29 protein-coding genes are annotated in these 26,240 nt (G+C 53.2%); 14 read left to right on the top strand and 15 right to left on the bottom strand.

The window, feature by feature from the left end; all coding sequences use genetic code 11:
* Positions 1–8: 8 nt before the first annotated feature.
* The 6 genes from bluB to ffh are packed head-to-tail and all read right to left on the bottom strand — an operon-like array spanning position 9 to position 4,034.
* Entirely contained in the window at positions 9–638 is a 630-nt protein-coding gene (gene bluB, locus JXQ85_RS00455; RefSeq protein WP_421746879.1) for a 5,6-dimethylbenzimidazole synthase, read from the bottom strand.
* A gap of 17 nt (positions 639–655) precedes the next feature.
* Positions 656–1,036 (bottom strand): 30S ribosomal protein S16, encoded by a 381-nt coding sequence (rpsP, locus tag JXQ85_RS00450; RefSeq protein ID WP_421746878.1) that lies wholly within the window; start codon positions 1,034–1,036, stop codon positions 656–658.
* A 42-nt stretch (positions 1,037–1,078) separates the two neighbouring features.
* Positions 1,079–1,375, bottom strand: coding sequence for a chorismate mutase (locus JXQ85_RS00445; protein WP_421746877.1), 297 nt, complete (start codon positions 1,373–1,375; stop codon positions 1,079–1,081).
* Complete coding sequence (locus JXQ85_RS00440) at positions 1,372–1,911, bottom strand: GNAT family N-acetyltransferase (protein ID WP_421746876.1); 540 nt, start codon at positions 1,909–1,911, stop codon at positions 1,372–1,374. Before JXQ85_RS00440 ends, JXQ85_RS00445 begins: the two co-directional genes overlap by 4 nt.
* Entirely contained in the window at positions 1,908–2,501 is a 594-nt protein-coding gene (locus tag JXQ85_RS00435) for a GNAT family N-acetyltransferase (RefSeq protein WP_421746875.1), read from the bottom strand. Before JXQ85_RS00435 ends, JXQ85_RS00440 begins: the two co-directional genes overlap by 4 nt.
* Positions 2,502–4,034, bottom strand: a complete 1,533-nt coding sequence (gene ffh, locus JXQ85_RS00430; protein WP_421746874.1) for a signal recognition particle protein — start codon at positions 4,032–4,034, stop codon at positions 2,502–2,504.
* A 230-nt stretch (positions 4,035–4,264) separates the two neighbouring features.
* On the opposite strand from ffh, the gene JXQ85_RS00425 reads away from it, so the two are divergent.
* Both JXQ85_RS00425 and JXQ85_RS00420 read left to right on the top strand, forming a co-directional pair.
* The gene (locus tag JXQ85_RS00425) at positions 4,265–5,056 is read left to right on the top strand and encodes an alpha/beta fold hydrolase (protein ID WP_421746873.1); all 792 of its coding nucleotides are present in this window, start codon (positions 4,265–4,267) and stop codon (positions 5,054–5,056) included.
* 159 nt (positions 5,057–5,215) lie between these two features.
* Positions 5,216–7,291 carry an ATP-binding protein gene (locus tag JXQ85_RS00420; protein ID WP_421747454.1) on the top strand — a complete coding sequence of 692 codons (2,076 nt, stop codon included), beginning with the start codon at positions 5,216–5,218 and terminating at the stop codon, positions 7,289–7,291.
* 59 nt (positions 7,292–7,350) lie between these two features.
* Here the strand turns inward: JXQ85_RS00420 and JXQ85_RS00415 are convergent, their stop codons facing one another.
* Positions 7,351–7,890 (bottom strand): FMN-dependent NADH-azoreductase, encoded by a 540-nt coding sequence (locus tag JXQ85_RS00415; protein WP_421746872.1) that lies wholly within the window; start codon positions 7,888–7,890, stop codon positions 7,351–7,353.
* Positions 7,891–8,015: 125 nt separating this feature from the next.
* On the opposite strand from JXQ85_RS00415, the gene JXQ85_RS00410 reads away from it, so the two are divergent.
* Positions 8,016–8,891: a LysR family transcriptional regulator gene (locus JXQ85_RS00410; RefSeq protein ID WP_421746871.1), complete on the top strand. Its 876-nt coding sequence runs from the start codon at positions 8,016–8,018 to the stop codon at positions 8,889–8,891.
* Positions 8,892–8,893: 2 nt separating this feature from the next.
* Here the strand turns inward: JXQ85_RS00410 and JXQ85_RS00405 are convergent, their stop codons facing one another.
* On the bottom strand, positions 8,894–9,238 hold the full coding sequence (locus JXQ85_RS00405) for an ArsR/SmtB family transcription factor (protein ID WP_421746870.1): 345 nt from the start codon (positions 9,236–9,238) through the stop codon (positions 8,894–8,896).
* A 113-nt stretch (positions 9,239–9,351) separates the two neighbouring features.
* On the opposite strand from JXQ85_RS00405, the gene JXQ85_RS00400 reads away from it, so the two are divergent.
* From JXQ85_RS00400 to JXQ85_RS00375, 6 genes are all read left to right on the top strand, one after another.
* Positions 9,352–10,257, top strand: coding sequence for a DMT family transporter (locus JXQ85_RS00400; protein WP_421746869.1), 906 nt, complete (start codon positions 9,352–9,354; stop codon positions 10,255–10,257).
* 186 nt (positions 10,258–10,443) lie between these two features.
* Entirely contained in the window at positions 10,444–10,773 is a 330-nt protein-coding gene (locus JXQ85_RS00395; protein ID WP_421746868.1) for an AtpZ/AtpI family protein, read from the top strand.
* A 53-nt stretch (positions 10,774–10,826) separates the two neighbouring features.
* Positions 10,827–11,534, top strand: a complete 708-nt coding sequence (locus JXQ85_RS00390; RefSeq protein WP_421747453.1) for a F0F1 ATP synthase subunit A — start codon at positions 10,827–10,829, stop codon at positions 11,532–11,534.
* A gap of 84 nt (positions 11,535–11,618) precedes the next feature.
* The gene (locus JXQ85_RS00385) at positions 11,619–11,843 is read left to right on the top strand and encodes a F0F1 ATP synthase subunit C (RefSeq protein WP_022572950.1); all 225 of its coding nucleotides are present in this window, start codon (positions 11,619–11,621) and stop codon (positions 11,841–11,843) included.
* 81 nt (positions 11,844–11,924) lie between these two features.
* Positions 11,925–12,452, top strand: coding sequence for a F0F1 ATP synthase subunit B' (locus JXQ85_RS00380; RefSeq protein WP_421746867.1), 528 nt, complete (start codon positions 11,925–11,927; stop codon positions 12,450–12,452).
* Between the two features lie 5 nt (positions 12,453–12,457).
* Positions 12,458–13,015: a F0F1 ATP synthase subunit B gene (locus JXQ85_RS00375; protein ID WP_421746866.1), complete on the top strand. Its 558-nt coding sequence runs from the start codon at positions 12,458–12,460 to the stop codon at positions 13,013–13,015.
* Positions 13,016–13,067: 52 nt separating this feature from the next.
* Here the strand turns inward: JXQ85_RS00375 and JXQ85_RS00370 are convergent, their stop codons facing one another.
* Positions 13,068–13,838, bottom strand: coding sequence for a FadR/GntR family transcriptional regulator (locus JXQ85_RS00370; protein ID WP_421746865.1), 771 nt, complete (start codon positions 13,836–13,838; stop codon positions 13,068–13,070).
* Positions 13,839–13,990: 152 nt separating this feature from the next.
* Between JXQ85_RS00370 and JXQ85_RS00365 the strand changes: the two genes are divergently transcribed.
* Complete coding sequence (locus JXQ85_RS00365) at positions 13,991–15,202, top strand: PLP-dependent aminotransferase family protein (protein WP_421746864.1); 1,212 nt, start codon at positions 13,991–13,993, stop codon at positions 15,200–15,202.
* Between the two features lie 42 nt (positions 15,203–15,244).
* Entirely contained in the window at positions 15,245–15,658 is a 414-nt protein-coding gene (locus JXQ85_RS00360) for a hypothetical protein (protein ID WP_421746863.1), read from the top strand.
* On the opposite strand, the gene JXQ85_RS00355 is transcribed toward JXQ85_RS00360, so the two are convergent.
* On the bottom strand, positions 15,652–16,116 hold the full coding sequence (locus JXQ85_RS00355; protein ID WP_421746862.1) for a GNAT family N-acetyltransferase: 465 nt from the start codon (positions 16,114–16,116) through the stop codon (positions 15,652–15,654). The two genes, JXQ85_RS00360 and JXQ85_RS00355, sit on opposite strands and share 7 nt — an antisense overlap.
* A 278-nt stretch (positions 16,117–16,394) precedes the next feature.
* Between JXQ85_RS00355 and smc the strand changes: the two genes are divergently transcribed.
* Both smc and JXQ85_RS00345 read left to right on the top strand, forming a co-directional pair.
* Positions 16,395–19,850 (top strand): chromosome segregation protein SMC, encoded by a 3,456-nt coding sequence (gene smc, locus JXQ85_RS00350; RefSeq protein WP_421746861.1) that lies wholly within the window; start codon positions 16,395–16,397, stop codon positions 19,848–19,850.
* 65 nt (positions 19,851–19,915) lie between these two features.
* On the top strand, positions 19,916–20,266 hold the full coding sequence (locus tag JXQ85_RS00345; protein ID WP_421746860.1) for a hypothetical protein: 351 nt from the start codon (positions 19,916–19,918) through the stop codon (positions 20,264–20,266).
* A 5-nt stretch (positions 20,267–20,271) separates the two neighbouring features.
* On the opposite strand, the gene JXQ85_RS00340 is transcribed toward JXQ85_RS00345, so the two are convergent.
* From JXQ85_RS00340 to JXQ85_RS00325, 4 genes are all read right to left on the bottom strand, one after another.
* On the bottom strand, positions 20,272–21,441 hold the full coding sequence (locus JXQ85_RS00340) for a lytic murein transglycosylase (protein WP_421746859.1): 1,170 nt from the start codon (positions 21,439–21,441) through the stop codon (positions 20,272–20,274).
* Between the two features lie 71 nt (positions 21,442–21,512).
* A complete protein-coding gene (gene cbiB, locus JXQ85_RS00335) occupies positions 21,513–22,418 on the bottom strand; it encodes an adenosylcobinamide-phosphate synthase CbiB (RefSeq protein WP_421746858.1) in 906 nt (301 codons plus the stop codon).
* Positions 22,419–22,421: 3 nt separating this feature from the next.
* The gene (locus JXQ85_RS00330) at positions 22,422–23,357 is read right to left on the bottom strand and encodes a threonine-phosphate decarboxylase (protein ID WP_421746857.1); all 936 of its coding nucleotides are present in this window, start codon (positions 23,355–23,357) and stop codon (positions 22,422–22,424) included.
* Between the two features lie 132 nt (positions 23,358–23,489).
* The gene (locus JXQ85_RS00325) at positions 23,490–24,467 is read right to left on the bottom strand and encodes a glutathione S-transferase family protein (RefSeq protein WP_421746856.1); all 978 of its coding nucleotides are present in this window, start codon (positions 24,465–24,467) and stop codon (positions 23,490–23,492) included.
* Positions 24,468–24,638: 171 nt separating this feature from the next.
* Here JXQ85_RS00325 and JXQ85_RS00320 point away from each other — a divergent pair, with 171 nt between their 5' ends.
* On the top strand, positions 24,639–24,989 hold the full coding sequence (locus tag JXQ85_RS00320) for a hypothetical protein (RefSeq protein ID WP_421746855.1): 351 nt from the start codon (positions 24,639–24,641) through the stop codon (positions 24,987–24,989).
* A 22-nt stretch (positions 24,990–25,011) separates the two neighbouring features.
* On the opposite strand, the gene JXQ85_RS00315 is transcribed toward JXQ85_RS00320, so the two are convergent.
* Positions 25,012–26,190, bottom strand: coding sequence for a MalY/PatB family protein (locus JXQ85_RS00315; protein ID WP_421746854.1), 1,179 nt, complete (start codon positions 26,188–26,190; stop codon positions 25,012–25,014).
* Positions 26,191–26,240 lie beyond the last annotated feature (50 nt).

Raw genomic sequence — 26,240 nt, 5'->3', positions numbered from 1 at the left:
TGCGGTGATCAACGACGCTGGATTGGCAACTGCTTGCGTCGGTCTTCCCACCCGAGTTGTTCCAACTCAGGGGTTTTAGAGACATCTTCAGGCCATCCTACACACAGATAGGCCACGAGCGACCAATCATCGGGGACATTCAGGTCCTTGTTCAATTGCTCGGGGTCCAAGATCGAGACCCAACCCACACCCAACCCGCGCGCGCGCGTGGTTAGCCAGAACAAATTAATCGCCCCAACAACGGAATAACGGCGCATTTCTGGCATCGTTTTCGCGCCAAGGCCTGATCCTTTGTCGGTTGCTTCATCGCAATATATTGCCAATTGCACTGGCGCGTCGGACATGCCTGATAACTTCAGCCCGGCATAAGTTTGGGCTTTTTCGCTTCCATAGCCAGTCAGCGCATCTGCGTTTGCGGATTTGAAATTCTCATAGGCAGCATTGCGGGCCGTGTCGGATTCAACACGTACAACACGCCATGGTTCTGACAAGCCCACTGAAGGGGCGAGCAGAAAGGCGTCGAGGCACTCTATTAGGAGCGCCTCGTCCACCGGATCGGTGCGGAAACGGCGCACGTCGCGCCGCCACAGAAGAAGGCGGGTCAATTCGGATTGAAAGTCTTTTGGGAAAGACTGCATCCGCAACCCCCTCCTTCTTACTCTTCAGCTGCCGCTGGCTCAGCCGCTGCTTCAGCCGCTTCAGCTGCTTTAGCTGCTTTTTCTTCTGCGCGGTCTTTAGCTTTTTGGCCTGGTTCCGCTTTCTTAGGGTTCTTGCGCTCGGTCTTTTCGTTCACGCCTGCCGCTTCCAGGAAGCGTGCAACACGGTCAGTAACCTGTGCGCCTTGGCCAACCCAGTACTGAACACGTTCCATGTCCATTTTTACGCGCTCTTCGCTGTCTTTAGGCAGCAGCGGGTTGTATGTGCCCAGCTTCTCGATGAAGCGGCCGTCGCGTGGCATGCGGGAATCCGCTGCAACGATACGGTAGAATGGACGTTTTTTAGAGCCGCCGCGGGCCAAACGAATTTTCATAGCCATGGTGTAATCTCCTTAGATGGCGTGAGCAGAGCCTCAGCTCTGTTATTCCTGGTGTTTCTTGTGATGTCGGATGACTTCCTGAATGATGAAATTCAGGAAAGCCTTGGCGAAGTCGGGGTCCAGGTGGGCCCGATTGGCCAGATCTTCGAGGCGCGCGATTTGCATTTCTTCGCGGGCCGGGTCGGATGGCGGGAGGTCATGTTCGGCTTTGAGTTGGCCGACAGCCTGTGTGTGTTTAAACCTCTCGCCTAGGGTATAGACGAGGATCGCATCCAAACGGTCGATGCTTTCACGGTGTTCTTTCAAAAGCTCCGCGGCGCGGGTGACTGCGTCGGTCATTGGGACGTCTCCGTCTTGGGTGCTGGCTGAGATGCTGGGCGTGGATGGCGGTAGATCAGGCAAGGTTGATCTGGCTTTGGCTGCGGAGCGCTGGGGTCATAGACCGCACCTAGACGTTCAGCCAAAGCTATGGATCTAGTGTTTTCCTCAGCGATATAACTGACTGCGGTTTCCCAGCCGAGTTCTGTGAAGGCATGATTTACGGCCGCTTGCGCTGCTTCAAACGCGTAGCCCTTACCTTCAGAGCCCTCAAACATCAGCCAACCGATTTCGGTTTCAGGCCAATCGATTGGGCACCAAGGCCCGACGAGACCAATGATTTTATTGCTATCTTTGGTGGTCACAGCCCACATGCCAAAGCCAAGCAAGTCCCAGTGGCCAACCTCTGCTGCGAACTGGCGCCAGGCTTTGCCCTGATCATACGGGCCACCTACGTGAGCGGCGCGATCAGACAGGAAAAAGGCCACAACAGTATCAACGTCGCGTGCCGCCGGCTTACGCAGGATCAGGCGCTCTGTGGTCAACGTCTGTGTCATGAGCGCCTCCCAGATAGGTGGCGCAGAACGATTGTGTCTTCAGAAGACGCGTCATCCGGCATAGGCGCATTGGCATCAACCTGAGCACCAAGACGCTCAGCGAGTTTCCGGGAGGTGAGGTTTTTGGGATCGATGTAGCTGACCATGCTGGTCTCGCCCTGTGTGTCCCAAGCGTAGTCGCGCGCTGCGCGGCAGGCTTCGGTTGCGAAACCCCGGCCATGGTGGTCGGCGAGAAAAAGATAACCAAGTTCGGTTTCCTGATCGCCCCAGCCCGACATTGCGCAGACAAAACCAACGACGGTTTCATCCGCCAACGTCACGGTCCACATGCCTTGGCCGCGCAGGGACCAACCTGCGAGGCCTTGGTTGAAGTCGAGCCATGCATCTTCGGTATTAAATGGGCCGCCCATATAGCCGTGCACATCCGCAGCCATGATGGTTTCATAGGCCGCAAAATCCAGCAGTTCAGGCGCGCGCAGAATCAACCGTTCGGTCTTGATCACTGGTACCAATGCGCGCAAAGACGCAGCCAGCGCAGCTGGCTGGTTTTGGACGGGAAGGGTCCAAGGATATGCGGCGCTGCCGGTCACTTACTTTTTCTTTCCAAAGCCAGAGAGGCCGGGAGGCAACGCACCACCACCGAGCCCAGGCAAACCGCCCGGCATGCCTTTGCCAAGACCGCCCGCGCCCATTTGCTTGGCCGCAGCTTCAAGGGCTTTTGGATCCATCGAGGATGGGTCCATACCGGCAGGCATATCAGGCATGCCGCCTTTGCCGAACATGCCTTTCATGGCCTGTTTCAGCATGCCGCCTTTGCCCATTTTGCCCATCTTCTTCATCATGTCCGCCATCTGGCGCTGCATTTTCAGAAGTTTGTTCAGATCAGACACGTCCATGCCTGCACCCTTCGCGATCCGCTTTTTACGGGAAGCCTGCAAGATCTGCGGGTTGGCGCGTTCCTTTTTGGTCATCGACTGAATCAGCGCGATTTGCTGTTTCAGGATTTTGTCATCCATGCCGGCGGCAGCAGCTTGGTTTTTCATCTTGGCCATGCCAGGCATCATGCCCATCACGCCTTCCATGCCGCCCATCTTGATCATCTGCTCAAGCTGCATCTTCAGGTCGTTCATGTTGAAGCGACCCTTCTGGAAGCGCTTCATCATTTTCTCGGCTTGTTCAGCCTCGATGGTCTCTTGAGCTTTCTCAACCAAGGCAACGATGTCACCCATGCCAAGAATACGGCCTGCGATACGGTCGGGCTCGAAAGTTTCCAGCGCGTCCATCTTTTCGCCAAGACCGACGAACTTGATTGGCTTGCCAGTGACTGCGCGCATCGACAGCGCTGCACCACCGCGACCGTCACCGTCCATCCGGGTCAGGACGACGCCAGAGATGCCGATTTTGCCGTCAAACTCTTCAGCAACTTCAACAGCAACCTGACCTGTCAGGCCGTCAACGACCAGAAGCGTTTCGCGTGGGTTCACCGCATCGCGAACGTCCTCGACCTCTTGCATGAGGGTTTCGTCGATCTGCAGGCGACCCGCAGTGTCGAGCATATAGACATCATAGCCACCCAATGTGGCTTGTTGCTTGGCGCGTTTGGCGATCTGAACGGCGGATTCACCGGCCACGATTGGCAGGGTATCAACGCCAATTTGCTGGCCAAGGATCTCAAGCTGTTGCATCGCTGCTGGACGGTAGATGTCCAACGATGCCATCAGAACGCGCTTGCCGTTCTTTTCGGTCAGCCGTTTTGCAAGCTTACCAGTGGTGGTGGTCTTACCTGAGCCCTGCAAACCCACCATCAGGATAGGCGCAGGGGCGTTGTCGATTTTCAACTCGCCCGGATTATCGTCGCCGCCCGCCAGAACATGTTGCAGCTCGTCATGAACGATTTTGACAACCTGCTGGCCGGGAGTGACGGATTTGGTCACGGACTGGCCTGTGGCCTTTTCTTGAACCGCTTTTACAAAGTCGCGGGCCACGGGCAGGGATACGTCAGCCTCAAGCAGAGCGACACGCACTTCGCGCAGCGCTGCTTTAACGTCATCTTCGCTGAGCGCACCTTGTTTTGTCAGCCGGTCAAAGACACCGGAAAGGCGTTCGCTTAGATTCTCAAACATCTTTTTCGGCTCCTTATGACCGTTTCGACATGGACCGAAGATAGGTACGATCCGACCAATTCCAAAAGCAAATGCATGAAGGCCCCCGTGGGCGAAACTCGCTGACGGGGGGCGATCCTGGCCTTTGCCTAGGACCGGAAGCTTTTACGGACTCCCGGAATTGCTGCGCGGAATACAGAGGGTGCGCCATAGAGTCAAGCGATGTAGGGTCAAGAAAGGGAGGAGAAACTGTGTATTTATTGGGGATTTCAGCGAAAGTAGCGCGCACTATTCTTTCTGTGATTGTCTTTGGCGTCTGCTCTATGGGGGCCAAAGCTGACGATGCTGCTGGGCGGGATATTGTTTTGGTGCATGGGGCTTGGGTTGGCGAGTGGTATTGGAGTGATTTGGTTGCAATTTTAAAATCAGCTGGGCACCGGCCACATGCGGTTTCTTTAAAAGGTCATGGTCAACGTCGAGCGGAGGGTGGGCCCAAGGTTTCTATTGCCGATCATGCGGCTGATATCATCTCTGCCGTTGAGCAGTTGAAAATGGAGGATATCATTCTCGTGGGTCACAGCTATGGCGGCCGACCTTTGACGGCCGCATGGGATACTCTCAGAGAAGAGATTGCGCATGTTGTTTACGTCGAAAGCGTAGCGCCCGTGAATGACGACTCAATCGCCATTCCAAAGGATCATAAATCGATGAGGTTTATCATGGAACGATATCCCGCATTGGTAGAACAAGGCATGTTGCCTGTTCCAGCGCGATTGAAGCAAAGCTATTCTCAGGTTCTGGCCTCGCAATCCATAAAGTCTGTTTATGGTGAGGTTACACTCGGCAGCGGCCCGTTGCCCGATACCCCAGGTACATATGTTGTTGGCAAAGAAAGCAAATCCAAAATTTTTAGAAGCTACGGTAAGCATTTAGAGATCTGGCGCGGCTGGAATTTCACCGAGATATCTGGGGGGCACAGTTTAGCCGGCGTGGGAATGCGTGACCTTGCTGATGTTCTTCAGGGCATTGCTGAAGGGAGGTAATGTTGCTTGTTGTCCGGTGAAAGCAAAAGAATCGTCTCAAAAAGATACAATTTTTGTCTACCTTTGGTTGATTTTTAACCTCCCCTCTCATTACGCTGCCTTTGAGATCACTGAGGAGACTTGGTTGACTGAAAATTCTATTAAAAGGTCAAAATCGTGATGCTTCTGCGAGGCCGTCTAGGATGGGGCGCATGTTATGTCGCTGTTGTCGCGTTAATTGCGACGCTCACTTATGTGGTCTGGAGTTTTTACGAGCGTGAAGCGCGTGTTGCAGCATTGGAGCAACAGCGCGCAGAAGTGCAATCTGAGCTTGCTTCGATTGCGCGGGCGTTTGAAACCACATTTGTTCGACACTCAAGTTCGATTGATGCCTTGGCTGCCATGGTGTCATTGCGCCCTGATATTTCGACCGCAGAATTTGAGGCCTATAGCCGGCGCACGTTTCTGCGCAGCCCAGAATTTAGATTGGTCGCGCTTGCGCCAGATTTGGTGATTTCACAAGTCTTCCCTGCCGAAGGCAATCAAGCTGCGATTGGGTTGGATTATACCGCGAACGAAGCCCAGCTTGATGCGGTAAACCAAGCAATCGATGCAGGCAATGTCGTGATCGCTGGGCCAGTTGATTTGGTGCAAGGCGGTCGCGCTTTGATCGCGCGCAGAGCTGTAGAAGTCGTTGATAAAGGGGCATTTGATTCTAGGCTTTGGGGGATCGTCTCGCTTGTCTTGGATTTGGACGAGGTTTTGAAAGTGGCAGGAGCCACGGAAACTTCTTTAAATTTGGCTATTCGTGGGAAAGATGGTTTGGGTGCCAGTGGTGGGAAAATCACTGGGCAGCCTTCTGTTTTTGCGCAAGACCCAGAGCGTGTGCGCGTAGATCTGCCACACGGTCATTGGGTTATGGCGGCGGTACCGGAAATGGGATGGGGTATTGCGGCATCAGCTTATTGGAGCGTACGTGTTGGCTTTGCCTTGAGCGGGCTTGCTTTGGCGTTTGTGATCACCTGTATCATGCGGCTTGTTCAGCTGCGCATGCGGGCAGATGCGCAGCTGTCTTCGGCTATCAATAGTATCGATGATGGTTTCGCTTATTACGATAGCGATGACCGACTGGTTCTGTGCAACGATAAGTATAAAGCGCTTTATGCGGTGTCGGCAGAAGCGATGGTGCCAAGGGCTAAGTTTGAAGATATTATTCGATTTGGTCTGGTGCACGGCCAATATGCTGAAGCCGTTGGGCGCGAAGAAGAGTTCCTGCAAGAAAGGCTTGAAGCCCACCGCAAAGGCGGTGTGGATATCGAGCAAAAACTTGAGGACGGCCGTTGGTTGAAAATCAGGGAATCGAAATCTCCTGAAGGTGGAACAATCGGCTTTCGGGTCGACATTACAGAATTGAAAAACGCGCGCGACGCAGCCGAAACTGCCAATCGGGCAAAGTCTGAATTTCTGGATGTGATGAGTCACGAATTGCGCACGCCTCTTACAGTTGTATTGGGAGGCACTCCGTTTTTATGCAAACCAGAAATGTTGCCTGCAGCGACGAAGCTGTTCAATTCGCTTGAAGCCCGCGGAGAGGATGCCGAAGCTCTCACAGCTGAGGTCAATCAATTGTTGGGTGCTTTGAAAACTCTGGCCGGAAAGGTGGATCGATCTGCAAAACATCTGCTGACTCTGATCAACGACGTTCTTGATTATTCAAAGATCGAAGCTGGCCGCATGGATATTGCTCTGGAACCATTGAGCCTCGGCGATGTCGTGGAGGGGATTACTCAGGAATTTGCAGCTCGGGCTTCTGCCAAATCCCTGCATCTCACAAATGAAATCACCGATGATGACGAGATTTTTGTGGATGCTGACAGCAGGCGTCTGCGGCAAGTGCTGATCAATATTGTAGGCAACGCCATCAAATTTACCGAAACCGGTGGGGTATCAATTTCGGCCCAGGATCACGGGGCGAAAGTGATCGTCACGGTTCAGGATACCGGATGCGGTATTCCCAAAGAGCAGCTGGATGAAGTGTTCCAGAAGTTTTCACAGGTGGACAGCAGCACGACACGACGTGTTGGGGGCACGGGCCTCGGCATGGCGATCAGTAAGAAGATCATCGAGATGCACGGTGGGGATATTTCTGTCGAAAGCGAGGTCGGGGAAGGCAGCACTTTCCGATTCACCTTGATGCGTGCGGACGTTGCTTTGATCTCGGCAGACGATGACCCTGAACTGGCAGAGGCGGGTTAAGGCGCACAATGCAGTCATCCCTTTGGAAAGCCCCAAAGGGATGGCTTTAATATGCGTTCTTATGCGGCTTCTGCGCCAAGGATTTCAGTTTTATCCAGAACTGTGACATCGGTTATGCCTAGAAAACCCAATGCGAATTTCAGATATGGCGAAGCAAAGTCATAGTCCGAGCCAATGGCTGTGCCTCCGCTGGCTACAGCGATGATAACCTTTTTATCTTCCAGCAACCCCTTTGGACCATTCTCTGTATATTTAAACGTCACGCCGGCACGTGCGATCTGGTCGATCCAGGCCTTAAGCACCGCTGGGATACTGAAGTTGTAGATCGGGGTTCCGATGATAATTGTATCTGCCGCTGTGAGCTCGGCAACCAAAGTGTCGGAGAAATCAAGCGCTGCGACCTGCTCTTTACTGCGGTTCTCAGGAGGCGTGAAAGTACCTTGAACCCAAGTTTCGTTTAAGTAAGGTATTTCTTCGCTCAGATCGCGACGGATCACATTTTCGGCGCCGGTCTCGGTTACCAATTTGGCGGAGAGCTCTCGCGAGACAGAACTGTTACGGCGTGCAGATGCATCGATGTGCAAGATTGTCTTGGTCATGTTGTTTTCCTTCAATCAGATCTGCCGGTAGATTTGAGCATTGCAAATTTAAACTCAATCTCTCAAAATGAACTCTGAGTGTGATATTATGCACATTAAGTATTGCTTGGACTTAAAGGTGATTGATGGATAACTGGGATGAAATTCGAACCGCCTATCAAGTGGCGCGGCACGGCACAGTCAGTGGCGCTGCAGAGGTACTTGGCGTTCATCATGCGACAGTCATACGGCATATCGATGCGCTTGAGGCGCGGCTGGGTGTGAAACTTTTCCAACGCCACGCTCGAGGTTACACACCTACCGAAGCAGGTCAGGACATGATGCGCGTTGGTCAGGCAACAGACGATCAGTTCGGTCAGCTGGAAGGTCGTATTAAAGGACGCGGAAACGACGTGAGCGGTGAGCTCGTTGTGACGTCATTGGCAACGATGTCCCGGTTGGTCACGCCTATTTTGGCGGAATTTCAGAAAATTCATCCCGGCTTGACGATCAGGTACCTGACTGATGACCGGGTTTTTCGCTTGGAATATGGTGAGGCTCACGTGGCCATTCGGGCCGGGGCTGTGCCGCAGGAACCTGATAACGTTGTGCAAGATTTGGCGACCATGCAGGTGGGACTTTATGCGACAGATGCTTACGTCAAAGAGCATGGAAAGCCCGAAACTTTGGAAGATTTCAGAAACCACAGGTTTGTCGGCGTTGACAATGAGAAAAGCCGCGCACCATTTTATCAGTGGCTGTCCAATGTCGTCCCGCGTGAGAATATCAGTTTTCGCGCAACTGATGCCGCCGCCATTGAACAAGCCGTATTGCAGGGGTCGGGCATAGGTTTTTTACCTAAGTGGTTTTCGCGCGATCAAGATGGTTTGCATGAGGTTTGGAAACCTGAAGCGGAATGGCATGGTGCAGTCTGGCTTGTGACCCACGTGGATTTGCATAGAACAGTTAAGGTGCAGGCGTTTTTGAACTTCTTAAAAGAGAAGGCGCTGAGCTGGGAATAAAGCTAGTCAGGCGCGCTATTCGCATCTGAACTTGGCAGCTCGGTTTCTAGAAACCTCTCGAACGCATCCAAGTTCACCGGTTCAAATTGCCCAAATCCTTGCATCCAAACGCTGGCGCCCTTTAGGGCGTCAGGTTCCAGCTTGCACCATTTCACGCGGCCACGTTTTTCCTGGCTGATCAATCCTGCATTGGCGAGGATCATCAGATGTTTGGAAATCGCAGCGAGCGACATATCAAACGGTTCAGCTACATCTGTCACCGCCATGTCGTCCTCAAGCAACATTGAAAGAATGCTGCGCCGTGTGGCATCGGCAAGGGCCGCAAATTTGGTGTCGAGGTCGCTCATTGGCGTCAATCCTACAGGGCTGAAACAGCAAGTGAAAGCCATTCCGCATGGAACGGGTCGACAGCGGTCCCCATTCTTGCATAGTGCTCCGGTATCAATTTATCGAGGTCGCTATGCCATTGCGTTATTGGGCCGCCATTTTGCTACTTGCAGCGGGGTGGGGTTCGTCGTTCTTTTTCAATGAAATTCTTTTGCGAGAGCTTGGTCCGATGATGGTCGGCTTTGGCCGGGTTGGTTTTGGGGCGTTGGGATGCTGGATTTGGCTTATCGGTCAGAAAACCGTGCATGGCGGATCTTTGGGGTTAGGGCAGGTGAGCCTGCTGGTGCTTGTTCTCTTCAGTGCCTTCCAATATGCGATTCCGCTGACTGTTTACCCGCTGACGCAGCAGTATATAACCTCATCAGCTGCAGGCATCGTAAATGCGGTCACGCCGATCATGGTTGTGATTGTCAGCCATCTTTGGCCGCAGGGTGAAAAGATCACCTTTCTCAAAAGCATCGGTGTCTTGTTTGGCTTTTTTGGGATTGTGTTGATTGCCTTGCCAGCTTTGCAAGGCCAAGGCGAGTCAGATCCCTTCGCGTTATTCGCAACAATGGCTGCACCGCTTTGCTATGCTATTGCCTTGAACTTGATCCGTTACCTTGACCAGATGGATCGCGTGCTTTTGACGACCTGGTCGCTTACCATCGCTACAGTCATGCTCGCGCCATTCGCGATTGGGTTTGAGGGCTTGCCCGCCGTGACCAACGCCGAGACTTGGTACGCATTATTGATGATCGGATTTGTTCTGACCTCTGCGGCATTCATTCTTCTGTTTTGGCTCATCCCCAAAGTGGGCGGCACAACGGCATCAACCATCACATTCATTGCGCCGGTCGCGTCTGTTGTTTTGGGAGTGATGATCCTGAACGAAATTCTTGTGCCAATCCAATATGCGGGAATGGCAGTGATTTTTGTGGGGATGCTCTTTGTAGATGGGCGGTTTTTCAAACGCCGCGATATTCAACCAAATAGTTGAATACGTGTAATTCTCACCTTTGACAGGTTTGGGGGCGGAATGGTGAGGAAATTCACTTATTCGCCCTCAAAATAAAACATTAATTATCATTGACTTAGGGTGAATTTGTGCCGCTTAAAGACTCACATTGACTCATAGCCCTCACCCGCCTAGGAATGCGCGCAAGTTCAACCAGTGGGAATGCGCGTGACCGATCCTGAAGACACAGAGCGGCTTAAGCAGCTTGAGGAACGGATCGAGGCGGTCAAAAAGACCCAGGCACCCAAGGACCACATGGAGGAACACTATTCTCAGGCACAGCTGGCCTGGCGGATGGTGATTGAGCTAGTTGCCGGTCTTTTGATCGGTTTCGGAGTTGGGTTGGGGCTAGACACCCTATTCGGGACTAAGCCGATTTTCCTAATTCTGTTCATATTTTTGGGTTTTGCCGCCGGGGTCAATGTGATGATCCGCAGCGCGAAGGAAATCCAGTCGAAACAATTGGCCGAGCAGGCCGAGAAGGATGAGAGGGACTAGACGTGGCGAGCGAAGCACATGGCGCAGAAGAGGGTGGTCTTGTTTTCCACCCAATGGATCAGTTCATTGTGAAACCGCTGTTCGGTGGTGACACGATTGGTATGTTCACCATTACGAACGTTACGCTGTGGTTGGCCCTATCGATCGTAGCGGTTGTTGCTTTGATGGTTTTCGGCACATCCAGCCGCAAAATTGTTCCTGGACGCGGTCAGTCCGTTGCAGAGCTGGCCTACGGTTTTGTATACAAAATGGTTGAAGATGTTGCTGGCAAAGATGCCATTAAATTCTTCCCATATATCATGACGCTCTTCATGTTCATCGTCTTTGCCAACTTCCTTGGCTTGCTGCCGATGTCCTTTACAACCACTTCGCACTTTGCTGTGACTGTTGTCCTGGCGCTGCTGGTTTTCCTGACCGTGACCATTGTTGGTTTCGTGAAAAACGGCCTAGGCTTTCTGGGCCTGTTCTGGGTCAGCTCAGCACCTCTGCCATTGCGACCAATTCTGGCGATCATCGAATTGATCTCTTACTTCGTGCGTCCAGTGAGCCACTCTATTCGTTTGGCGGGCAACGTTATGGCGGGCCACGCTGTTATCAAAGTTTTCGCAGGTTTCGCAGCCATCGCCGTGGTTTCCCCGGTGTCCGTGGTCGCAATCACTGCAATGTACGGTCTTGAGGTCTTGGTGGCCTTCATTCAGGCCTACGTCTTCACCATTCTGACTTGTGTTTACCTGAAGGACGCACTGCATCCATCGCACTAACAACGTGGTGCCGGGCTGAAGCCCGGCCTACGGCAAGTCGAACATCTATCTATCTATTAACTTCCAACGTAAGGAGAATTCACCATGGAAGGTCAACTCGCACACATCGGCGCAGGTCTTGCAGCAATCGGTTCCGGCGCAGCAGCTATCGGTGTTGGTAACGTTGCAGGTAACTACCTGGCAGGCGCACTGCGCAACCCATCCGCAGCAGCATCCCAAACAGCGACACTGTTCATCGGTATCGCGTTCGCAGAAGCACTGGGCATCTTCTCGTTCCTGGTTGCACTTCTGCTGATGTTCGCCGTCTAATCTAGCGGAACCATCCTTACGTGCGGGTGGGCGCGCTTGACGCCCCACCCGTAATCAAACGGAAGTTCCCAGGAGGACGTTATGGCGACTGATACAAACGCCGCCGAGGCTGCATCCGCACCCGGCATGCCACAGCTGGATTTCTCGAACTGGGGCAACCAGATCTTCTGGCTTTTGGTCACACTTGTTGTGATCTACTTCGTCCTGTCGCGCATCGCGCTTCCGCGTATTGCCGCGGTTCTGGCCGAGCGTCAGGGGACCATTACCAATGACATCGCCGCAGCTGAAGAGCTGAAGGCGAAAGCTGCTGAAGCAGAAGAGGCCTATAACAAGGCGCTTCAAGATGCACGTGCGGAAGCACAGCGTATCGTTGCTGAAGCAAAAGCAGACATTCAGGCCGGCCTGGATGCAGCAACCGCGAAAGCGGACGCAGAGATTTCTGCCAAAGCGGCTGAATCGGAAAAGGCAATCGCCGAAATCCGCGCAGGCGCAGTGGACAGTATCCGCGACGTTGCAGCCGACACGGCAAACGAAATCGTATCCGCATTGGGCGGCAAGGCTGATGCCAAAGCTGTCACTGCTGCGGTTGAAGCACGGATGAAAGGGTAAGAGACATGCGTAAACTGGCTACTCTTCTTGCCCTGACCGCCGCGACGCCTGCCTTTGCAGCGTCTGGCCCGTTCTTTTCTTTGGGCAACACAGACTTCGTTGTGCTGCTTGCTTTCATCCTGTTCATTCTTGTTCTTATCAAGTTCAAGGTGCCGGGCATGCTTGCAGGTATGTTGGACAAACGTGCCGAAGGCATTCAGTCCGAGCTAGATGAAGCACGTGCTCTGCGTGAAGAAGCACAGACCATCCTGGCCTCTTATGAGCGCAAGCAAAAAGAAGTTCAGGAACAGGCTGACCGTATCGTAGCGCAAGCTAAGACCGATGCTGAAGCTGCTGCTGAGCAAGCAAAAGAAGATCTAAAAACATCCATCGCGCGCCGTCTGGCCGTTGCGGAAGATCAGATTGAATCTGCTCAAGCATCTGCTGTGAAAGAAGTACGCGACCAAGCGATCGTGATTGCCGTTGGTGCTGCCAACGAAGTCATCGCGAAAGGCATTACTGCGGCGGACGGCAATAAGCTGATCGACGCGGCGATTGCTGAGGTTGACGCGAAGCTGCACTAAGCTGAGCTTCATTCAAATCTAAAGAACCCGGCCTTAGCGGCCGGGTTTTTTGTTATCCTCGAGCTTGTTCGTGCTCCAAACGTTGACGTGCCACCACTTCGTTGCGAAGAGATTTGCTGTGATCCGTCAATGAGTGTTCCACAAATGTTAGATGCTCTTCGACGGCAGCGCGGGCGGCTTTTGCATCACGCGCCTGTAGCGCATCGTTGATGAGCCGGTGTTGGTCCAAAAGTTCGGACCGTGTGGCGCGGTGTTTGAACAGCATTGATCGGTTGTAGAAGACACCTTCGCGCAGCAAATCATACATCGACCGCATCATATGCAGCATGATGACATTGTGGCTGGCTTCAATGATCGCCAAATGAAACTCTGCATCCAGGTGGGCTTCATCTGCTGGGTTCCGTTTTGGATGGGCGGCTTCCATCTTTTTGAAAACTGAATCTATGACCTGAAGATCCGTGTCTGATGCATAAACCGCTGCCCGTTCTGCGGCCAAGCCTTCCATGTCTTTGCGGAAAGAAACGTAATCAAATACCGCATCCTCATGTGCTGCGAAAAGTTTCACCAAAGCGGGCGCAAATGCATTGCCCAAGACATCAGCAACAAACACACCGGCCCCGGCTTTCGCAGACAACAGGCCTCGTTCCTGCAGCTCTGCGATGGCTTCGCGAAGACTGGGGCGTGATACCCCTAATTTGTCGGCGAGTTCTCTTTCTGCAGGCAGGCGTTCACCTGGACGCAGCACGCCCCGAAGGATCAGAAGTTCAATCTGCTTCACAACCGATGTGGACAGTTTCTCGGGGACAACTTTTTGAAAGGGCATGGGGCCTCGGAATGTTTTGGTCAGGTCATTTGACCACGGCTGATGGGCGCTCGCAAGTGACGTCGCGTGTCGATTGTATTTAGGACAGAGTTATTGACATTAATTAGGTCTGTATTACTGTCCTTTCAATTCATTGGAAGGGAGAGGATTCGATGGACTTCCAGCACTATTTCGCCACCCGTGCATCGCGGATGAAGGCATCTGAAATTCGCGAACTGTTAAAGCTCTTGGATCGACCAGGGGTGATTTCCTTCGCAGGCGGCATCCCGGATGCATCTTATTTTCCGGCAAAGCAATTTGGCGCGGCTTTTCAAGATGCGTTGAATTCTGAAACATCAGGTACAGCATTGCAGTATTCGATCAGCGAAGGGTTCCGCCCTTTGCGTCAATGGTTGGCAGCTGAAATGGGCAAGATCGGTGTGCCTTGTACCGAAGACAACATCATGATCACCTCGGGCTCCCAACAGGCGCTGGACTATCTGGGTAAGATGTTGCTGTCGCCGGGTGATACTGCGCTGGTCAATTGGCCAACCTACCTAGGCGCTTTGGGTGCGTTTAATGCCTATGAGCCGCGTTATGATAAACTCAGCATTAATGGCAACCGTTCTGCCGCAGACTTCGCATCTGACGCCGAAGCTGCTGGGGGCCGCGTTAAGTTTGCATACCTTTCAGCAGATTTCTCAAACCCAACCGGTGAAACCGTCGATCGACGTGGCCGCGAAAACCTGATTGATACGGCTGAAGAATTGGATTGCGTTATCATCGAAGATGCCGCCTATCAGTCGCTGCGCTATGACGGAGAGGTTATCCCGCCAATCTTGGCGCTTGAGATTGAGCGTAAAGGCAGCATTGAAGAGTGCCGGACCATTTATTGCGGCAGTTTTTCGAAAACTCTGTCGCCGGGTCTGCGCATCGGTTGGGTCTGCGCAGCTGAACCTTTGATTTCGCAGATGGTCCTGTTGAAGCAAGCAGGGGATTTGCATGTGTCCACAGTTAACCAAATGGCGATGGCCCAGGTTGCAGAGGCCTACTTTGATGAACATGTGGACACGTTGCACCGTGTGTACTCTGAACGGCGCGATGCCATGTTGGCGGCCTTGGTTGAGATGATGCCTGAAGGTGTCGAGTGGACCAAGCCCGAAGGGGGCATGTTTGTCTGGATGACCTTGCCTGCTCATGTCGATACGACAGAGGTTTTCAAGATTGCGATTGAAACGGAAAACGTCGCTTTTGTACCGGGTCATTCCTTTTTTGCAGATGGATCGGGTCGCAACACAATGCGTTTAAGCTTTTCCTGCGCGGATCAAGAAACTATCCGCGAAGGTATTCGTCGTTTGAGTAAAGTGATTAAGACCGTCCTTTGAGAGCTTAATCACTTATTAAGCAAGATTGGGCAAAGAGGATGCATGCGGTATTTTCTTTGCTCTTTTGTTTTGTTGGGGCTGGTGGCCTGTGATTCACCGTCGATTGAATTTATGGACGGCGAAAAATCCGTGCATGAGATCGGCGGTCATTCATTTTCGGTTCATGTAAAAGGCGATAGGGCGCAAGTCATTCGCACCAATTTTGCAAAAAAGCCGGACATTCGTGTGATTTCAAGACAGGCTGAACGTGCGATTGAAGAAGCCGCGCATTGCCCTGTGACCGAAATCTACGGCGACGTTGCCGTTATGGTTGGGCAGCTGGATTGCTCCAAGCCATTAAAGGTTGGGGAATGGGCAAAATGGACTGCTCCGCCACGCCGCTCTTTGATTTGTGATGGCCAAAGCAGCCCCTCGCGGTGGGGCGGTTGGAGCGACATTTTGCTGGAGTGCTACTGAGCTGAAAGCTCTTTCGCCATAAATATGGATGATTTGTTTTCCTGGTAGTCACCAAACGGGCCACATTCAGCAAAACCATGTCGCGCATACAACCGATGCGCCGCTTGCAGCAAATCACCGGTTTCCAATTTGATCACTGCCAGCGACTGCCCGCGCGCATCTTGAATCAGAGCTTCCATCAATGCATCCGCAAGCCCGGTGCCCCGCGCCTCAGCATCGACAAACATAGATTTTATTTCACCATACTGGCCTTTGTTGGCAAGCGCCGCGCAACCGAGGATTTTACCGTATGTTCGGGCAACAAAAAAATGAATGTCTGGCACACATAGAGCACCGATTTCCAGATAGTGATTATCTTCAGGATCAAACAGCTCTTGCATCAACGCATGGCTTTGTTGAAGAAGCGCGGTCGCTTCTGGGTCCCTGGGATCGCCGCGTGTGACCTCAAGTTTTGTCATTTTGTCGTCCTCGCTCTTCGTGGCACCCTATGTTGCAGGGATGTGCACCTAGGTCCAGTTTTTCAATGAATACGCTGGGTCAAAGCGCTGGTAGAAACTCCAAATGCTCATGGAAAGGGCATATTGGGTGTATGTCGAAATTCCATGGCAATGATTGTGATATTCGCAATATCTTGTGGATAACTCGGCCAAATGCCCCATATTCGGGGGAAAAACGTTGACTTGTAAGGCCTGGGCTTCGCACTCTGAGTGGACTAGGAATCACAGGAACTCGCCATTTGCGCTTTTCCAAACTTCGATTGACCGGCTTTAAAAGCTTCGTGGATCCGACCGACCTGATCATTGCCGATGGCTTGACTGGGGTGGTGGGACCAAATGGCTGTGGCAAGTCCAATCTGCTTGAAGCGCTACGCTGGGTGATGGGTGAAAATCGCCCGACTGCCATGCGCGGTGGCGGTATGGAGGATGTTATTTTTGCAGGTGCAGCCACGCGCCCGGCACGCAACTTCGCCGAAGTGGCACTGCAAATCGACAATGATGAACGCCTTGCACCCGCAGGTTTCAATGATGACGATAATCTTGAGATCACCCGCAGGATCACGCGTGACGTGGGGTCGGCCTATAAGGTTAACACTAAAGATGTGCGGGCACGCGATGTGCAAATGCTGTTTGCGGATGCCTCTACCGGTGCGCATTCGCCAGCCTTGGTGCGGCAGGGTCAGATTTCTGAACTGATCAATTCAAAGCCAAAGGCGCGTCGTCGTATTTTGGAAGAAGCCGCGGGCATCTCGGGGCTTTATCAACGGCGTCACGAAGCCGAGCTTAAACTGAAAAGCGCAGAATCCAATCTGACGCGTGTCGATGATGTGATTGAGCAATTGGCGAGTCAGCTTTCCAGCCTTGCGCGACAGGCACGCCAAGCCGCACGGTATAAGGCCATCGGTGCAGAGCTGCGACAATCAGAGGGCATGCTGCTTTACCGTCGGTGGCGTGATGCTGAAGAGGCGCGTGCAAAGGCAGACGAAGAACTTCGCAGCCGGACGGTGTTGGCAGCGCAGGGGGAATCTGCCGCGCGCTTGGCTGCCAAGACACGGGAAACCTTGGATGAGAAATTGCCTCCGTTGCGTGAAGAAGAAGCGGTTGCCGCGGCGATTCTGCAACGTCTTCAGGTACAAAGGGACAGCCTAAAAGATCAGGAAGATCACGCACGCCAGATCATCTTTACCTTGACCAACCGAATTGAACAGTTGGCCAAAGATATCGAACGCGAAGGCGGGCTAAACCGTGATGCGGGCGAAACCATTCAGCAGCTTGAATGGGAGCAACGTGAGTTGGCAAAAGCTGCTGAAGGGCATGATGATCGCCTAGAAAACGCTGCGGATGAATCCCGTGAAGCAGCTTCATTGCTTCAGGATCGTGAAAGTGATTTGTCTGAGTTGACCGAAGACGTGGCGCGCTTGGCGGCGCGGCATCAATCTGCACAGCGATTGCTGACAGATACACAGCGGCAACAGGAAAAAAGCGAAGCCGAAGCTGAAAAAGCCCGGATGGCTGTTACGGCCAGCCAATCTGCATTGGAAAATGCAGAACACGATTTCGCATCTGCACAAAGCGCAGAGGCAGCAGCGGTTGAGCAAGCTTCTGAGGTCGAAGATGCATTGACCATGGCCGAAGAGGCGCGCGCGGAAACCCAATCGCGCGAAGCAGATGCTCGGGCTGAACGTTCGGAAGCCGAAGGTGAGTTGAATGCCCTGAGGGCTGAAGTCACGGCGCTGGCGAAATTGGTAGAGCGCGACACCGCTGAAGGCGGTCAGATTTTGGATCGTCTGCAAGTGCAGCAAGGATTTGAAAAAGCCTTGGGGGCTGCGCTGGCAGATGATCTGCGCGCACCCGAAGTTGACGAAGACGGCCCGTCTGGCTGGCATGTTTTGCCGCCTTATGACAGCGATCAAGAGCTGCCAGATGGGGTGACATCCTTGGTTCAGCACGTCTCGGTGCCTGAGGTGCTGGAGCGCCGCATGAGCCAGATTGGTTTGGTGGCCACCGAGGATGCGCTTGAGGTTCAGCCTTTGTTGAAACCCGGTCAGCGTTTGGTGTCTTTGGAAGGCGACTTGTGGCGTTGGGACGGCTATAGGGCTTGGGCCGAGGATGCACCAAGTGCCGCCGCTCTGCGCTTGCAACAGCTGAACCGATTGGAAGAGCTCAAGCAGGAAATGGCGCGCGCGACAGCGCGGGCCGATGGTGCAGTTCAAGCTCATGAAGCGTTGCAAACGCGCTTGAAAGAACTGGCCGAAGCAGACCGACGTGCGCGGGAAGCCCGTAAGGTTGCTGATCGTGCAGTGGCGGATGCGGCTCGTGCACTAAGCCGTGCAGAAGCCGATCGTAATCTGGCAGAGGGCAAGCTTGAAACTTTAGGGGATGCCGTACGTCGTCACGAAGAGGAGGCCTTGGAATCCCGGGGGCGCCTGCAGGAAGCGCAACGTGCAATGCAGGACCTGGGGGATTTGGATGCTGCGCGGGCCAAAGTAGAAGACATCAAGATGACCGTCGAAGCCGCGCGGATCACAATGATGTCTAAGCGTTCAGCGCATGATGAGCTGCGCCGCGAGGGCGAAAGTCGGTTAGGGCGCAGTCAGCAAGTCACCAAAGAAATTTCAGGTTGGAAACATCGCCTAGAAACCGCTGAGAAGCGCACCGGGGAGCTCGCGGAACGTAAGACATCGTCAGAGATGGAGTTGGAAGAAGCGCAGCTTGCACCTGAAGAGATTGCAGAAAAGCGCGAAGAGCTCACCTCTGCCATCGAGACTGCAGAGATGCGGTGCAAAGAGGCTTCGGATGCCTTGTCAGAAGCGGAGACGTCGCTGCGTGAAGCAGAGAAAGCGGAACGTGAGGCAGAACGCGCAGCCTCTGAAGCACGTGAAAGCCGGGCGCGTGCTGAGGCTTTGACAGATGCGGCACAAGAAACCGTCGGGGCCGCTGCTGAACGAATTCGCGATGAAATGGAGCTGACTCCTGAAGGCTTGTTGGAAAGCATAGATGTCGCGCCCGACGACATGCCAGCGAGCCATACGATTGAGGCCGATGTAAACCGCTTGAAACGCCAGCGCGACGCTTTGGGGGCTGTGAACCTGCGTGCCGAAGAGGACAGTCGTGAAGTTCAAGAAGAACACGCGACCTTGGTGACCGAAAAGCAGGATCTCGAAGAGGCTATTCGCACGCTACGGTCAGGTATCGCAAGTTTGAACTCAGAAGGGCGCGAGCGTTTGCTGACGGCCTTTGAACAGGTGAACACAAACTTCGCCATGTTGTTCAAACATCTCTTTGGTGGTGGTGAAGCCAATCTGGTTTTGGTGGAAAGCGAAGATCCACTGGATGCAGGGCTGGAGATCATGTGCCAACCGCCGGGCAAGAAGCTGTCGACTTTGTCGTTGCTTTCTGGTGGTGAGCAGACTCTGACTGCTATGGCGCTGATCTTTGCGGTGTTCTTGGCGAACCCAGCGCCAATCTGTGTGTTGGACGAAGTCGACGCGCCGCTGGATGACGCAAACGTCACGCGTTTCTGTGACCTGCTTGATGAAATGTGCCGGCAAACAGATACGCGTTTCCTGATCATCACGCACCATGCCGTGACCATGGCGCGTATGGATCGACTGTTTGGTGTGACCATGCAGGAACAGGGCGTTAGCCAATTGGTCAGCGTCGATCTGAAGGCAGCTGAAACTTTGGTGGCCTAGTCACCTGATCGTGACGCGCAGTTCAACTTTTATTCGCTACGCTGCTTGGAAAGGGGCAGGCGAATATGAACAGAATCTTATTGAGTTTGATGCTGACCGCGACACCGTTGATGGCGCAGGATTGGAACGCGAGGGCAACCGATCAGCTCCTTTCGGAAAGTGAACTGGCGGATCGCATCGTCGGTCAAACGATCATTTTCTACGACAATGGCAAAAGTGAATTTTATGACGATGGGCGCTATACCTACACGTATGATGGTGGCGGCACGGCCTACGGGTATTTTGAGCTGCATCCAAACGGGGTAGTCTGCATTGACTATGTCAATGGTTTCAAGCGCTGCGACCGCTTTGTGTTGTCAGGCGCAGGATTGGTTCTGTTGACCGAAGCCGGAGATCGTTTCCCGCTTCGGCCTTAGTAGACTTAAAGACGGCTTAGTAGCTTAGGTGTTGGCCATGCATCTGCTGGCATCCCAAGGCGTTGTTGTTCGCGCTGAACGGCGTCACGGGTTTTCGCACCAAGAATGCCGTCAACCTTGCCCACGTCATAACCTTTGGATTGCAGTTTGCGTTGCAGCTGTTTCATCTGCTGACCGCTCAGACCTGTGTCAGGATTGCCTGTGTTATAAGGCGCAGCGCCTTCTAGGCGGGTTGCAAAATAGGCAGCCGTGGTCACGTAGATAAAGCTTTGGTTCCACTCGAAATAAACGTCGAAATTCGGGTAAGCGAGGAAGGCTGGCCCTTTGTGGCCCTGTGGCAAAATCAAAGAGGCTGGCAGATTGGCCAGCTTGCCTTGCCGTGGTTTCACGCCAAGACTTGCCCATTCGTTAGTGGACTTCTTGGTGTTTAGGCCGGATTGCGACCAATCCATCTTTGCTGGAACTGTGACTTCTTGCAGCCAAGGCTGGCCTTTCTGCCAACCGAGGTGTTGAAGCATTTTACCCCCAGACATCAACGCGTCGGTGGCCGAGGTTTTCAGACGGACTTTTCCATCACCGTCACCATCCACACCGTTGATCAGAATGTCATGAGGCAGCATCTGCACCATGCCGATTTCGCCAGCCCAAGCACCCGTGGTTTTGGTTGGAGAGAAATCACCGCTTTCATAAAGCTTCAGTGCAGCAAAGACCTGCGGTCGAAACAGCTCTGGTCGGCGGCAATCATGCGCCAACGTCACAAGCGAGTTCAACGTGTTGAAATCGCCTTGGAACCCGCCGAAATCGGTTTCAAAGGCCCAGAACGCCAGTAGAACTCCGCGAGACACACCGTAATTTTGCTCGATCCGTGCAAAGGTGTTTGCGTGTTGATTGCCTTTGGATTTGCCCCGGTTCAAACGGTGTGAGCTGATCAAGCGTTGTGAAAATTCTAGAAACGGTTTCTGAAAAACGCCCTGCGCGCGGTCGGCTTTTAAGGTGCGTTGATCTTTGGAGACGTTGGCAAAAAAGGTGTTTACGGTTTTGCGGTCGTGACCTTGGGCGACGGCCTCTTTTTTCAGGTCTCCGACGAACCCAGAAAAGGGCCCGCCACAGGGCGTATTGGCCAAGGCTGCAGTGGCGGACAGGCAGAAGCCAGCTAAGGTAAGAGCAAAACGCATGTAGGTCCTCTTTAGAAACTCGATAAGGGAATTTGGTCGCAGAGTAGCGGTTTTAAACGGAGGCTCAACCGTTAGATCAGGGCGATCACGACGACGGCAGCCAGCATGATGGCCCAACTGCGCCATAGGATAGCGGTGGCTTGATCGATGTCATTTGCCCCGATTGTGCGACGGCCGAATTCATTCACATAAGGAAACTCGCGCATTTCACCGTCATAAGAACGTGGACCTGACAGGGCTATATCAAGGACCCGAGCCATGGCAGCCTCAGGCCAACCCGCGTTTGGGCTGCGATGAAGTTGCGCATCTTCGCGTAAGCTCGCCCCGAATGTGAAATCTGCTTTGCTGAGCATAATCAGGAATGCCGTGAGGCGAGCCGGAATCCAGTTCAACAAGTCGTCAAAGCGGGCAGAGGCCCAACCGAAATCTTCATATTTTTCGTTTTTGTAGCCGATCATGGAGTCAGCTGTATTCACTGCTTTGTAAACCAGCAGTCCGGGTAGGCCCGCGATCAGAAACCAGAACACTGGGGCATTCACGCCGTCTGATAGGTTTTCAGCGGCGCTTTCGATGGCTGCGCGTGCAACTTCGGGTTCAGACATCTCTTTTGTGTCACGACCTACGATTTTGGCGACCTCTATTTGGCCTTCGGAAACCGACCGGCGCAGGGCTTGGCCAACAGCTTTGACATGATCAACGAGTGATTTTTGTGCGATCAAAATGGCGGCCAATAGCACAGTTGGTAGCGCGCCAAACCATTCGATGATGCCACCGATCCACCAACCGCCAAGCACTAGCGCAACCAATACGACGATGCCCTTAGCGCGGGCATTGCCATTGTTTAGTCTCTGATCTGCCCAGCCGATGATTTTGCCCATCAGGACTGCGGGGTGCGCAACGCGATCCCAAAGCCATTTTGGTTCTCCAAAGATGGCATCCAGAAGCATCGCAATTAAGAGGATGGTGGCCGTATCCATGACTTACCCTTTCAGCGCGGTTTCGAGCTGCTGCCAGCCGGATTTGGGGGGAAGACCCAGTCGTAGGAAATTGTCTGAATATGGGAAAATTCGGGTGAGGATGTGATGTTCCGCCAGCCGATCATGCCAGCGCTGGGCGTGATCAACAGAATAAAGTCGGAAAAGATCGCAACCGCCCTCTAACTGAGCCCCCTGTGGCAGCATTAGGCCGTCGAGTTTTTTTGCATCCTGTGCCAGAGACTTTCGCGCCTCCTCTGCCCAAGCCAAGTCTTCTAGAGCTTTGGTGGCAGTTTCCAAGGCTGGGCCTGAAACGGCCCATGGACCAATCATATCGCGCATTTTGGCGATCAGGGTTGGTTCAGCCACAATGAAGCCAAGGCGTAAACCGGCAAGGCCCCAGAATTTGCCAAAACTCTTTAATACAACGCGACCAGGTTTGTCTGCTTCTGCGATAAGTGAGTGTTCAGGCGTGACGTCACAAAAGCTTTCGTCGATGATTGTGACCGGCGCGGTCAGATCATCTTGGGTCCAAAGCTGACCTGTCGGATTATTTGGGTGAACCAGCACGCGGACACTTGCGGATGTGTCTTCATCCCAACCTTGCGCTGCGAAGGCTGCGGCATGTTCATTGTAGGTAGGCTTGGGAATATCAACGGATTGCTGCTCAAAAAGCTGCGGCATGCGCGCAATTAAACTTGAGGCACCCGGTGCGGCCAATATTTCGGCACCATCGGGGACGTTCCAAAACCTGCGTGCAGTCTCTATCAAAGCGGTCTGCGCGGCTTTGTCAGGAAGGGCTGTCCACGCGTTTTCCGAAAATTCAGGCAGTGGATAGGGGGTTGGATTGATGCCTGTAGATAGATCGAGCCAATCAGAACGCATTCCCCCCCAGCGTGCGATGGCTGCGTCTAGCCCGCCCCCGTGATCTCTTTCTTGCATAACACCCTCCGTCCGTCCCTAGCCTGTTTGCGGAAATTGAACGCTTTGGCAAGGGGCGGCGGGGTGCTCGTGGGATTTTTGGGTCAATGTTTCGAACCCGCCGCGTTGATATTGCGGCGGGCAGGGTAGGGGTTATGCGCCGCGTCCGTGGGGTTCCAGATAATCGATTTTAGGATTTATCGGGATGATCCGGTGCGGGTTAATACTTTCATGGCTGTAGTGATAATGGCGCACAATGTGCTGCATATTCACGGTCTCAGCCACGCCCGGCACCTGGTAAAGTTCGCGCGTATAGGCCCACAGATTGGGGTAATCGATCAGTCGCTTGAGATTGCATTTGAAATGCAAATGGTAAACGGGATCAAAGCGGATCAGTGTGGTGAATAGACGCCAGTCTGCTTCGGTGATGTGATCACCCATCAAGTATCGCGAAGTTTCGAGACGTTTCTCAAGCCAATCAAGAGTTTCAAAGAGCGGTTTTACGCCCGCCTCATAAGCCTCTTGGCTTGTGGCAAAGCCTGATTTGTAGACGCCATTGTTGACGTTCGAATAGATGCGTTGATTGACTTCTTCGATCGCATCACGTTGATTTTCTGGCCAAAAATCTAATGTGTTGCCCGTTAGCCCGTTGAATGCCGAGTTGAACATGCGGATGATTTCAGAGCTTTCGTTGGAAACGATGGTGTTCTGATGCTTGTCCCATAAGATCGGGACTGTGACGCGGCCGGAATAGGTAGGATCCGCGCGCGTGTAGATTTGATGGGCAAACGCATTCCCAAAAAGCGTGTCGCCAGTAGCGCCATGATCATCTGTTTCAAAGGTCCAGCCTTCGGTCAGCATGTCCGGATGCACAACGGAGACCGAGATATGGTTGGTGAGATCCTTGAGCTTACGGAAAATCAATGTGCGGTGCGCCCAGGGGCATGCAAGTGACACATAGAGGTGATAGCGCCCACTTTCGGCTATAAATCCAGCTTTGCCACTGGGGCCGGCACTACCGTCGGCAGTGATCCAATTGCGAAATTGCGCTTCGGAACGCACAAATTTTCCGCCGCTTGCCTTAGTGTCATACCATTGATCGACCCATTTGCCGTCTACGAGCAAACCCATGTCGTATCTCCTTAATCATTCGGCTTTAAACTAGGGCCAAATCAAAGTGGCTCAAACCCAAGCCTGCGCAGAAGTGTTGCGCATATGCGCACATAACGGTTCGGAAAAGTCAGCCCTCGCTTGACGTTATGTGTATTTAACGCGAGGGTTTAGCGGTTAACGGAGAGAAAAATGTATCTTCCGAAAGAAGTTCAAGCCGGTCTAGACGCGGCTCGGAAAGCAGAGTTGAAAAAGAAAAACCGCCTGCGTGTGAAGGCGGGCGAAGAAATTTTCAAAGTGCTGCGTTTCCGAGAGGACGGGTTTACGTTGGACGTCGAAGAAGCCCCGCATCTGCGCGGCTTCGTGGACCTCTATGATGGGGCCAAACACCTGTATCAGTGTCTTGTCATCGCCTCCGTCGAAGAAGACGGGGAGATGTTTTACGAGTTCAAACGGGCCACCGCCGCCAGCAATGCGCCGGCGCGGGACTATGTTGTCGAAGACGACACGCCTGTGGCTTTGGTGACTGACCAACGCAATTGACCTGTGACGGCGCGATGCGTCATCAGCCGTTTAGATCAGAAAACACATCAGCTAGGCGGCTTGCCGCCTCGTTGATCCGAGCGCGTTGAGTGCCGAGGTTAAACCGCAAATAGGTCTCGCCACCATTTCCCAGACCTTTGCCTGGAGTGGCCGCGATTTTTGCCTGTTTGTAGACACGATCGTTCACCTCATCCATCGACAGGCCGCAGTCTGCAAAATTTACCCACGAAAGATAAGTTGCCTCCATTGGCATCATCTCGATGCCTGGTATGGAATCAAACGTAGTTTTGAAAGTTTGGTAGTTTTCTTCGAGATAGGGGACCAATTGGTCGACCCATGCAGCGCCTTCAGGCGAATAGGCGGCTTTGGTCAGCTCGACGCCCCAAAGGTTGGGGTTGATGTCAAAAGAGTTGTAAAAGGCTTCGAAGGTCGCGCGTAGTTTTTCATTCGGTATGATGACACACCCGCAGCGCCCGCCGGCTATGTTGAAGGTTTTAGATGCGGCCGTGGTGATGATCATGCGGTCTGCAATTTCTGGCATCGCCAGCGGGGCCACCAGATGTTTGTGCCCAGAGAAGACCAAGTCGTGGTGGATTTCATCCGCAATTAAAAGCAGATCATGTTTTTCGACAAAAGCAGCCATGGCTGTTAGCTCGTCTTGTGTCCACACGCGGCCCGCCGGGTTGTGCGGAGAGCTGATCAGCAGGATTTTCTCCTCACCGGTCATCAGGGAGTCATAGGCGTCAAAGTCCATGACATAGCGACCGGTCGCATCTTTTTTTAAAGGCAATTGGGTATTAATGCGGCCTGATTTTTCAATCTTCGACTGGAACTCGTGATAAACTGGCGTGAAGGTAGCGATCCTGTCGCCCTTTGCCGTGTAGGCCTGCATTGCCGTCGCAATCCCGTGGCCAAGACCAAAGGTGACGAATGTCCAGGTAGGGTCCACTTTCCAGCCATGGCGCGTGTCCATCCACCAATGCATGGCCTCGTGAAAAGCTTCCATGCCGCAGAAATAGCCATAGTTGCCATTGTCCACGATGCCTTGCGTGGCCTTCTTAAGAAACTCAGGGGCCGCGAAATCCATATCCGCAATCCACATCGCAATGCCGCCATCTTCCGGCACACCAAAGCCGCGTTGCATTAGATCCCACTTGGACGATCCAGTGCCGAGGCGATTTACGATGTTATCAAAGCTCATGTGGCTCTCCTGTCAGTGTTCAACGGCACGCTATCCAATTCCGAGACGAG

It is taken from the genome of Cognatishimia sp. (genome assembly GCF_049116455.1).
Lineage (GTDB): Bacteria > Pseudomonadota > Alphaproteobacteria > Rhodobacterales > Rhodobacteraceae > Cognatishimia.
Note: the sequence above shows the minus strand (reverse complement) of the source record. Positions and strands in the feature narration are given on the sequence as shown.

Coding starts and splice junctions, on each gene's coding strand:
- bluB (WP_421746879.1), bottom strand. CDS start 638: ATGCAGTCTTTCCCAAAAGACTTTCAATCCGAATTGACCCGCCTTCTT.
- rpsP (WP_421746878.1), bottom strand. CDS start 1,036: ATGGCTATGAAAATTCGTTTGGCCCGCGGCGGCTCTAAAAAACGTCCA.
- JXQ85_RS00445 (WP_421746877.1), bottom strand. CDS start 1,375: ATGACCGACGCAGTCACCCGCGCCGCGGAGCTTTTGAAAGAACACCGT.
- JXQ85_RS00440 (WP_421746876.1), bottom strand. CDS start 1,911: ATGACACAGACGTTGACCACAGAGCGCCTGATCCTGCGTAAGCCGGCG.
- ffh (WP_421746874.1), bottom strand. CDS start 4,034: ATGTTTGAGAATCTAAGCGAACGCCTTTCCGGTGTCTTTGACCGGCTG.
- JXQ85_RS00420 (WP_421747454.1), top strand. CDS start 5,216: ATGCTTCTGCGAGGCCGTCTAGGATGGGGCGCATGTTATGTCGCTGTT.
- JXQ85_RS00415 (WP_421746872.1), bottom strand. CDS start 7,890: ATGACCAAGACAATCTTGCACATCGATGCATCTGCACGCCGTAACAGT.
- JXQ85_RS00410 (WP_421746871.1), top strand. CDS start 8,016: ATGGATAACTGGGATGAAATTCGAACCGCCTATCAAGTGGCGCGGCAC.
- JXQ85_RS00405 (WP_421746870.1), bottom strand. CDS start 9,238: ATGAGCGACCTCGACACCAAATTTGCGGCCCTTGCCGATGCCACACGG.
- JXQ85_RS00400 (WP_421746869.1), top strand. CDS start 9,352: ATGCCATTGCGTTATTGGGCCGCCATTTTGCTACTTGCAGCGGGGTGG.
- JXQ85_RS00390 (WP_421747453.1), top strand. CDS start 10,827: ATGGATCAGTTCATTGTGAAACCGCTGTTCGGTGGTGACACGATTGGT.
- JXQ85_RS00385 (WP_022572950.1), top strand. CDS start 11,619: ATGGAAGGTCAACTCGCACACATCGGCGCAGGTCTTGCAGCAATCGGT.
- JXQ85_RS00380 (WP_421746867.1), top strand. CDS start 11,925: ATGGCGACTGATACAAACGCCGCCGAGGCTGCATCCGCACCCGGCATG.
- JXQ85_RS00375 (WP_421746866.1), top strand. CDS start 12,458: ATGCGTAAACTGGCTACTCTTCTTGCCCTGACCGCCGCGACGCCTGCC.
- JXQ85_RS00370 (WP_421746865.1), bottom strand. CDS start 13,838: ATGCCCTTTCAAAAAGTTGTCCCCGAGAAACTGTCCACATCGGTTGTG.
- JXQ85_RS00365 (WP_421746864.1), top strand. CDS start 13,991: ATGGACTTCCAGCACTATTTCGCCACCCGTGCATCGCGGATGAAGGCA.
- JXQ85_RS00360 (WP_421746863.1), top strand. CDS start 15,245: ATGCGGTATTTTCTTTGCTCTTTTGTTTTGTTGGGGCTGGTGGCCTGT.
- JXQ85_RS00355 (WP_421746862.1), bottom strand. CDS start 16,116: ATGACAAAACTTGAGGTCACACGCGGCGATCCCAGGGACCCAGAAGCG.
- JXQ85_RS00345 (WP_421746860.1), top strand. CDS start 19,916: ATGAACAGAATCTTATTGAGTTTGATGCTGACCGCGACACCGTTGATG.
- JXQ85_RS00340 (WP_421746859.1), bottom strand. CDS start 21,441: ATGCGTTTTGCTCTTACCTTAGCTGGCTTCTGCCTGTCCGCCACTGCA.
- cbiB (WP_421746858.1), bottom strand. CDS start 22,418: ATGGATACGGCCACCATCCTCTTAATTGCGATGCTTCTGGATGCCATC.
- JXQ85_RS00330 (WP_421746857.1), bottom strand. CDS start 23,357: ATGCAAGAAAGAGATCACGGGGGCGGGCTAGACGCAGCCATCGCACGC.
- JXQ85_RS00325 (WP_421746856.1), bottom strand. CDS start 24,467: ATGGGTTTGCTCGTAGACGGCAAATGGGTCGATCAATGGTATGACACT.
- JXQ85_RS00320 (WP_421746855.1), top strand. CDS start 24,639: ATGTATCTTCCGAAAGAAGTTCAAGCCGGTCTAGACGCGGCTCGGAAA.
- JXQ85_RS00315 (WP_421746854.1), bottom strand. CDS start 26,190: ATGAGCTTTGATAACATCGTAAATCGCCTCGGCACTGGATCGTCCAAG.